The sequence below is a fragment of the Actinoplanes oryzae genome (assembly GCF_030757795.1).
Lineage (GTDB): Bacteria > Actinomycetota > Actinomycetes > Mycobacteriales > Micromonosporaceae > Actinoplanes.
Window position 1 is genome coordinate 52,366 of sequence record NZ_JAUQWH010000040.1, and the last position, 8,187, is coordinate 60,552.

Consider the following 8,187-nt stretch of genomic DNA (forward strand, 5'->3'; position numbering starts at 1 on the left):
GGCGGGCGCATGTCAGACCTCCGGCATGAGGAGAACCACGGTTCTCCGGTAGGGTAGAGAACCGTGGTTCTCCCCGTCAATGAAGCGCGCGAGCGGGCCTTGGACGCCGCCGAGCAGCTGGTGTACGCCCGCGGTGTGCACGCCGTCGGCATGGACGACGTCCGGGAGCTGTCCGGGGTGTCCCTCAAGCGGCTCTACGCGCTGTTCCCCGGCAAGGACGCCCTGGTGGAGGCGGTCCTCGAGCGGCGCGACCGGCGCTGGCGGCAACGCCTGGCCGACTTCGTGGAGCGTTCCGGCGACCGCGACGAGCGGCTGCTGGCCGTCTTCGACTGGCTCGCCGAGTGGTTCACCGAGCCCGGCTTCCGGGGCTGCGCGTGGATCAATGTGTTCGGTGAGCTGGGCTCCACCTCGCCGGCCGTCCTGGCTCAGGTGCGCGGGCACAAGCGGCGCTTCGCCGAGCAGCTGGCCGGCTGGGTGGCCGACGCGGACCGGCCCGCCGAGCTCGCCGCCCAGCTCCTGCTGCTGGCCGAGGGGGCGATGGTGACCGCCGGCATCCACGGCGGCCCGGGCCCCGCACACGAGGCCCGGCGGGCGGCCGCGGCGCTGCTGTCCTGCTAGGACACGGCTGTTGCCGCGGTGGATCGGAGGTCGCGGGAGGAGGCGCCGACGGCGATCCCGTACGAGCCGGGCGCCGACCGCCAGGCGCCGGCTGTCCACTGCTGGAAGGCGCGGGCGTTCAGGGGGATCGTGACCTCGCGGGACTCGCCCGGCGCCAGGGTGACCTTCGCGAAGCCGGCCAGGATCCGGGGCGGCTCGTCCGCGGCGGGTGGCGGGGTCACGTACGCCTGGGGTGTCTCGGTGCCGGCGCGGGAACCCGTGTTGGTGAGGGTGAAGGTCGCGCTCTCCCGCGAGACCCGCAGGCCGGAGTACGCGAACGTGGTGTACGACAGGCCGTGCCCGAAGGGGAACAGCGGCTCCTTGCCCGTGGCGTCGTACCAGCGGTAGCCGACCTCGAGCCCCTCCGAGTAGTCGCCGCCGGGCCACTGCGCGCGGGTGGCGGCGGGCACGTCGGCGAGCGTGCGGGGGAAGGTGACGGGCAGCCGGCCGGTGAAGTCGACGTCGCCGAAGAGGAGGCGGGCGAGGGCGTGGCCGTACTCCTGGCCCGGGTACCAGGCGGCGACGACGGCCCGGACCGAGCCCGCCCACGGCATCGCCACCGCGGAGCCGCTGTTGACGACGACCACGGTGTTCGGGTTGACCGCCGCCACGTCGCGGACCAGGGCGTTCTCGGCGGGGGAGAGGCTGATGTGCGGCAGGTCGGACCCCTCGCCGGTGCCGCGGCCGACGACCACGACGCTGAGGTCGGCCGTACGCGCGGCAGCCACCGCATCGTCGTGCAGCCGCTGACCCGGGAGCGTCCAGCCGAGGGTGAGCGCGGCGTTGCCCTTGAAGTGCGCGAACTCCACAGTCACCGGCACCCGTTCGCCGGCGGTCAACGCGATCGTGCCCCGGCCCGTGCGGCGCGGGCCGTCGCTCCAGCCGTTGTCCACGACAGTGCGGTCACCGATGCGCAGCCGGCCGCCGCCGGTGTTGGTCAGCGAGAACGTGTACGTGCCGGTCGCGGGCGCCGTCAGGTCCCCGGTCCAGCGGGCGGACCACGGCGACGAGCGGCCCGTGCCGGGGTCGCCGCCTCGCCAGTCGGCGTCGAGCGTGGCGTCCGTACGGGTGGCGAAGGCCGGCCCGGCGAGCCCGGTGCCGTCGAAGAACTCGCCCGTCAGCCCCAGCGCGGGCACGGTCGGCAACGCACCGTCCGCCCTGGTCACGCCCGGTTCGTAGGTCACCCGGGCGCGGGTGCCGGCCCGGTCGCGCAGGCCCTCGTAGGGGGACACGACGTACTCCGGGTCGACGCGCGCGCTGCCGCCGCCCTGGCTCAGGACGGCCGTACCGGCTCCGCTGCCGACGACGGCGATCGAGCGGACGCCGGCGCGTACGGGCAGCAGGCTCTGATCGTTCTTGAGCAGCACGCTGCCCTGCTCCGCCACCTCGCGGGCGACCACCGCGTGGGCGTCGCTGGTGACCCGGGCCGTGCGGCTGCCGCCCCGGTCGCGGTCGAACATGCCGTTGCGGAACATCGCGGTCAGGATGCGGCGGACGTGCACGTCCACGTCCTCGTCGCCGAGCGTGCCGAAGTACTTCGCGCCGGGCATCTCCATGTCGAGGCCGTTGCGCACCGCGCCCGCCGCCGAGTGCGTGGCGTTCCAGTCCGACGTGATGAAGCCCCGGAAGCCGAGCTCGCCGCGGAGGATGCGCTCCTGCAGCCAGCCGTTCTCGCACGGGTAGATGCCGTTGACCGGGTTGTAGCCGCACATCACCGACTCCGCGCCCGCGGCGACCGACGCCTCGAAGGCCGGCAGGTAGATCTCGCGCAGCGTGCGCTCGTCGATCGTCGCGTCGCTCGCCGGGGTGTTGCGGCTGGTCTCCTGGTTGTAGACGGCATAGTGCTTGACCTGCGCCATCGGCCCGGCGGAGCGGATGCCGCCGAGCTCTGCCGCGGCGGCGACCCCGGACAGGTACGGGTCCTCGCCCAGCGACTCGAACGCCCGCCCCCAGCGCGGGTCACGGACGATGTTGACCGTCGGCGCCAGCACGACGTCGGTGCCCTTGCCCTGCTGCTCGGCGCCGAGGACCTGCCCGTACGCGCGCATCACCGCCGGATCCCACGCTGCCGCCGCGGCGACCGGGGCGGGCAGCTGCGTCACCCCGGTCAGGCCGCCGCCGACCCCGGTCGGGCCATCCTGCAGCCGCAGCGGGGGGATGCCGAGCCGCTCGATGCCGTCGACACACCCGACGTAGCCGCAGGCCGCACCGCCGTGCATCAACGTCAGCTTCTCGGCCTGCGTCATGCGCGTGAGCAGGGCTTCCGCGCGTTGCTCCGGGGCGCTCTGGTCCTCGACGCCGCCGGTGAGGACCACCAGACCGAGGATCGCCAGGAGGGCCGCCACTGCCGATCTTGATCTCATCGAGTTCCTTGCTGGCCACGGGACCGCTCCGGGTCCGGAACAATACAGGGGTGAGTGTCGAGACGACGTTGCTGTTCATCCTTGCCGGGGTCGGGGTCGTGGTGGCCGTCCGCTGGTTCGCCGAGCGGACCGGGCTGCCGGCGGCCGCCCTGCTGACCCTCCTCGGCATCCTCTACGCCGTCCTGCCCGGGCCCAACGTCGAGCTGGATCCCCACCTCGTGCTGACCCTGGTGCTGCCGCCGCTGCTCTACAACGCCGCGCTGGACTCCTCGCTGATCGACATCCGGCGCAACCTGCGTACGGTGATCAGCCTCTCCGTGGTCCTGGTGATCCTCACCGCGCTGGTGATCGGCGCGGGCTTCGCCTGGTTCGTCGCGGGCGCCACGATGGCGGCCGGGGTCGCGCTCGGGGCGGCCGTCGCCCCGCCCGACCCGGTGGCCGCGCTCGCCGTCGGCAAGAAGGTCGGCCTGCCCCGCAAGATCGTCACGCTCGTCCAGGGCGAGGGCCTGCTCAACGACGCCACCGCGCTGACCCTGCTCAGCGTCGCGGTGGCGGCGGCCGGCGGCGAGTTCTCGTTCCCGCGGGCCCTCGGCGAGTTCGCCCTGGTCGCGGTCGGCGGCGTGGTGGCCGGCGTGGTGGTCGCGTACGCGTTCCGGGCCACCCGCCGCATCCAGCACGACCCGATCATCGCCAACGCGATCTCCCTGGCCACCCCCTTCCTGGCGTACGTGCTCGCGGAGAAGGTGCACGTCTCCGGCGTCCTGGCCGTGGTCGTCGCCGGGCTGATCATCGGCCACGACACCCCGCGCCTGGCCACGGGCGCCAGCCGGCTGCAGGTCAGCGCGGTCTGGCGGCTCGTCGACTTTCTCCTCGAGGGGCTGGTCTTCCTCCTCATCGGCCAGCAGTTGCCGTGGGTCATCGACGGCCTGAGCGAGTACAGCACCAGCACCATCGTCATCGCCCTGGCGATCTCCGTCGGGGTGGTGCTGCTGCTGCGCCCGCTGTTCCTGTGGGTCACCCAGACGCTGCCGCCGGCCATGCACGCCCGCCTGGGCGGCGACATGGACACCGACGAGGACTCGCCCAAGCGCGAGCGGGCCCTCAACGGCAAGGAGATCATCGCGCTGAGCTGGTCCGGCACCCGCGGCGTCATCACGCTGGCCGCCGTCTTCACCATCCCGCTGACGACCGACTCCGGGGAGCCCTTCCCGGACCGGGACCTGCTGCTGTTCTGTGCGTTCGTCGTCGTCCTGGTCACGCTCGTGCTGCAGGGCGTCAGCTTCGGCCCGCTGGTGCGCATGCTGGGCCTGCGCGCCAACGAGACCGACGAGGCCCGCGAGCGCAACGAGGCCCGGACCGCCTCGGCGCAGGCCGCGATCGACCGGCTCGACGAGATCCAGCAGGAGAAGCACGACCACGTCGAGGACCCGGCCATCGACTCGATGCGCAAGCAGATGCAGGTCCGGCTGGAGCGCTACCGCCGCCGCCTCGACCTGCTGGAGTCGGCGGACTCGGACGAGCTGCCGGTCTCGCCGCAGTACGAGGCTGCTCTGCGCGTACGCCGATCGGTCATCGACGCCCAGCGCGAGGAGCTGCTGCGCTGGCGGGACGCCGGCCGGCTCTCCGACGAGAGCCTGCGCGCCCTGGAACGGGAGCTCGACCACGAGGAGCGGCTGCTCCCCGACCGGCGCTGACCAGGTGGAGGTGACACAGGGCGAGGCGCTCATCCGCCGGGTGGCGCGCCTGCGGACCGAGGGCCACCGGCCGCCCGTCGCGCTGTCCCGCGGCCGCCGCCTCGCCGGCTTCGGCGCGGTGGTCCTCGGCCTGCCGGCCCTGACCGCCGCGCTGCACGGCCGCGGCCTGTCGCTCACCAGCGACATCCTGCTGTTCCTGGCCACGGTGGTCGGGGTCGCCCTGCTCGGCGGCGTCTGGCCCGCCCTGCTCGCCGCCTTCGCCGGGTCGCTGCTGCTCAACTGGTACTTCACCCCGCCGTACGGCCGGTTCCTCATCGCCGAGCCCGACAACCTCCTGGCGCTGGTCATCTTCGTCGTGGTGGCGATCGCGGTGAGCTGGGTGGTCGACACCGCCGCCCGGCGCACCCGGCAGGCGGCCGAGGCGAGCGCCGACGCGCAGACGCTGGCGAGCGTGGCGGGCGCGGTGCTGCGCGGCGACCGTCCGCTGCTCGGCCTGGTCTCTCAGTTGCGCGAAACGTTCACCCTGCAAGGCGTGGTGGTCCGGCAGGACGATGCGGAGATCGTCGCCGTCGGCTCCCCGGGCGAGCCCGAGATCCGGGTGCCCGCGGACGACGGTGTCGTTCTGGTGCTGTACGGCCGCGTCCTGAAGGCGTCCGACCGGCGCGTCGTCGAGGCGTTCGCCGCCCAGATGACGGTCGCGTTGCGCCAGGAACGGCTGTCGGTGCTCGCGGAGGCGGACCGCATGCGCACCGCGCTGCTCGCGGCCGTCAGCCATGATCTGCGTACGCCCCTCGCGTCGGCAAAGGCGTCCGTCGCCAGCCTCCGGAGCGAGGACGTCCACTTCAGCGCGGCGGATCGCGCCGAGTTGCTCCTCACCGCCGCCGAGTCGCTCGACCGCCTCGACCGGCTGGTCACCAACCTCCTCGACATGAGCCGCCTCCAGGCCGGAGCCCTCGGCGTGACCCTCCTCCCGATCGGCGCCGAGGAGGTCGTCCCGGGCGCCCTCGACGACCTGGGCCCCGCCGGCCGCGCCGTGGTCACCCGCATCCCCGACGACCTCCCGGCCCTCCTCGCCGACCCGGGCCTCCTCGAACGCGTCCTGGCCAACCTGGTCGGCAACGCCGTGCGCTACAGCCCGCCCGACCGCCCACCCGCGATCACCGCGACCACCCGCGCCGACATGATGGAATTCCGCATCATCGACCACGGCCCGGGCATCCCCGCCTCCCGCTGGGAAGACATCTTCCTGCCGTTCCAGCGCCTGGGCGACCGCGACAACCACACGGGCGTGGGCCTCGGCCTCGCCCTGTCCCGAGGCCTGACCGAGTCGATGGGCGGCCGGCTGACCCCGGAGGAAACCCCCGGAGGAGGCCTCACCATGGTCCTGTCCCTGCCCCTGGCCCCCCGATGATCGGCTTCCTGCACACCTCCCCGGCCCACGTGCCGGCCTTCGGCGCCCTCGCCCCCGGATCCCGCCACCTGGTCGACGAGAGCCTGCTCGCCGACGCCCGCCGCGGCTTGGACGTGCGCGACCGCCTGCTGCTGCGGTTACAGGCCCTCACCCCCGCCGACGTCATCGTCTGCACCTGCTCCACCCTGGGCGCCATGGCCGTCGCCCTGGCACCGGCCCTGGGCATCCCCGTCCTCCGGGCCGACGAACCCATGGCCGCCGAAGCCGTCGCCGCCGGCCGCCGCATCGCCCTGGTCGTCACCGTCGAATCGACAGTGGCACCGACGCTGGCACTGTTCCAGTCCCACGCCCGGCCCGACACCGAGCTGACGGTGGCGCGCTGCCTGTACGCGTGGCCCCTCTTCGAAGCCGGAGACTCCGAGGGGTACGCCCGGGTGATCGCCGACTACGCCCGCACCCTCGACGCGGACGTGATCGCCCTCGCCCAGGCCAGCATGGCCCCGGCCGCCGATTTACTCACCGACCTCGCCAAACCGGTCCTCACCAGCCCCCGCTCCGCCGTCGCCGGAGCGCAAGCGTGGGTGACGGTCATGGCGCCGCCGTCATGACGTTGCTTCTGATCATTCTCAAATCTGATGATCGGCGTGTCTTGAAGGCCTTCCGGGGCGGTTCTGACTGAGAATGGTCAGGCTGCATCATCATGATTGAACTCGCGAGGCCGTTGACATTGAAGAACGAAATGGCAGCTGAGCCACTGCGCTGGCGTAAGAGCAGCCGGTCGGCCTTGGACCGTGACTGCGTGGAAGTGGCCTCCGGCGACTCGGGGACCATTTACCTCAGAGACTCCAAGGATCCGGACGGACTCATCCTCGCGCTGGCCTCCGGAACCTTCGCCGAGTTCCTGGCCGACGTGAAGACAGGCCGCTTCGACCGCGCCTGATTCTTCGCCGGTCGATGGCCGACAACCCGGCATGAGCGATGGACACGGTGCCTGAGAAGGCGCGGACCAGGACGTGGCCCGCCAGATTCGTCGTGCCGGATCCCCGCCGCTCGGTTGACGTGATCACGAGGGGCAGGGCAGCCGCCTCGGTCTCGGCTGTCCGCCACTCCTCCGTGACGAGCGCCACGAAGCGTCGGTGTCGACGGTTGCGCGGCGTGATCCAGGTTGCTTGGCGGTCACTCCACCAGTCGCGCGATATCGAATTTCGGAACATCCGGGATATGTGGTTGCGGAGCTCGGCCTCGGGGAGATCGCCCAACTCCCACAGGCTGAGCCAGTAGACCATCCACAAGTTCGCATACACCTTCTTGCGGTCCCTGGGTGTGGTCACGCCTTCGCCGTCCACCGCCTCGAACAGTTCCGGATCGTCCATTGCGAGCTTCAGCAGGTCGAAATGCCGCTGCCGATCTGTGTTCAGTTGCTCCTGGCGGGTCTGTCGTATCTGGATTGTCAACGAGGCGGCCACTCCGGTCAGCGCGATGGCTGACACGACAGCGGAGGCGCCGCCGTACGCCTGACCGATGTCGGAGAGGTCGGACCAGGGCAGCCCGTCTCCCAGAACCTTCAGCAGGAGGACAGGGGACCACAGCACCGCCGCGAACCCGGCAACTGCGCCGGCGGCGGAGAGGAGGAGCCGGATGGTCATCCGAGCAACAGCCTGGGCGGGCGGCTTGGCCATGGACGTCACCGTGCTTCATGCGTGTCTCATCGGCAAATGAGCGATATTGACTTGTGGTAACTCAATCCTAACTTGGCGTGACACCCGGATCCTGGGATGAACAGTTCACTCATGGATACCCCGTGCCAAATCGCCTGCGAAGCTCGACTGTGTCGCGTTTCAGCCATGCCGAGGCCGACCGGTGGACGGTAGCGGTCACAACACTTGTCGAAGGTGCCGTGTCGGTGGGCTAGGGCTTCGAGGGATCGAGACCGACATTTCCGTGGTCTCGAAGCAAAAGCCGGTCAAGAGCTGCCCGGGCTGCCGTCAACTGCCGGCGGCCTGCTCCAGCCGGGGAGTGGGCTGGCCGGGGCCGCCCCCGACGGGCGAAGGCCCCGCCGCGA

At 71.8% G+C, this 8,187-nt stretch carries 6 protein-coding genes and 1 pseudogene; 5 read left to right on the plus strand and 2 right to left on the minus strand.

The window, feature by feature from the left end; translation table 11 throughout:
- Positions 1 to 63 precede the first annotated feature (63 nt).
- Positions 64 to 618 carry a TetR/AcrR family transcriptional regulator gene (locus RBH18_RS15950; RefSeq protein WP_306208410.1) on the plus strand — a complete coding sequence of 185 codons (555 nt, stop codon included), beginning with the start codon at positions 64 to 66 and terminating at the stop codon, positions 616 to 618.
- Here the strand turns inward: RBH18_RS15950 and RBH18_RS15955 are convergent.
- Positions 615 to 3,020 (minus strand): beta-glucosidase, encoded by a 2,406-nt coding sequence (locus RBH18_RS15955; protein WP_306208411.1) that lies wholly within the window; start codon positions 3,018 to 3,020, stop codon positions 615 to 617. The genes RBH18_RS15950 and RBH18_RS15955 overlap by 4 nt on opposite strands.
- Positions 3,021 to 3,070: 50 nt before the next feature.
- Here RBH18_RS15955 and RBH18_RS15960 point away from each other — a divergent pair, with 50 nt between their 5' ends.
- From RBH18_RS15960 to RBH18_RS15975, 4 genes and pseudogenes are all read left to right on the plus strand, one after another.
- A complete protein-coding gene (locus RBH18_RS15960; RefSeq protein WP_306208413.1) occupies positions 3,071 to 4,714 on the plus strand; it encodes a Na+/H+ antiporter in 1,644 nt (547 codons plus the stop codon).
- Between the two features lie 61 nt (positions 4,715 to 4,775).
- Positions 4,776 to 6,125: pseudogene (locus tag RBH18_RS15965) on the plus strand (sensor histidine kinase); the annotation flags it as partial.
- Positions 6,122 to 6,733 carry an aspartate/glutamate racemase family protein gene (locus RBH18_RS15970; protein WP_306208415.1) on the plus strand — a complete coding sequence of 204 codons (612 nt, stop codon included), beginning with the start codon at positions 6,122 to 6,124 and terminating at the stop codon, positions 6,731 to 6,733. The pseudogene RBH18_RS15965 and the gene RBH18_RS15970, both read left to right, overlap by 4 nt.
- A 131-nt stretch (positions 6,734 to 6,864) precedes the next feature.
- Entirely contained in the window at positions 6,865 to 7,065 is a 201-nt protein-coding gene (locus RBH18_RS15975) for a DUF397 domain-containing protein (RefSeq protein ID WP_306208421.1), read from the plus strand.
- Here the strand turns inward: RBH18_RS15975 and RBH18_RS15980 are convergent.
- The gene (locus RBH18_RS15980; RefSeq protein WP_306208417.1) at positions 6,989 to 7,804 is read right to left on the minus strand and encodes a DUF6082 family protein; all 816 of its coding nucleotides are present in this window, start codon (positions 7,802 to 7,804) and stop codon (positions 6,989 to 6,991) included. The two genes, RBH18_RS15975 and RBH18_RS15980, sit on opposite strands and share 77 nt — an antisense overlap.
- Between the last annotated feature and the right edge of the window lie 383 nt (positions 7,805 to 8,187).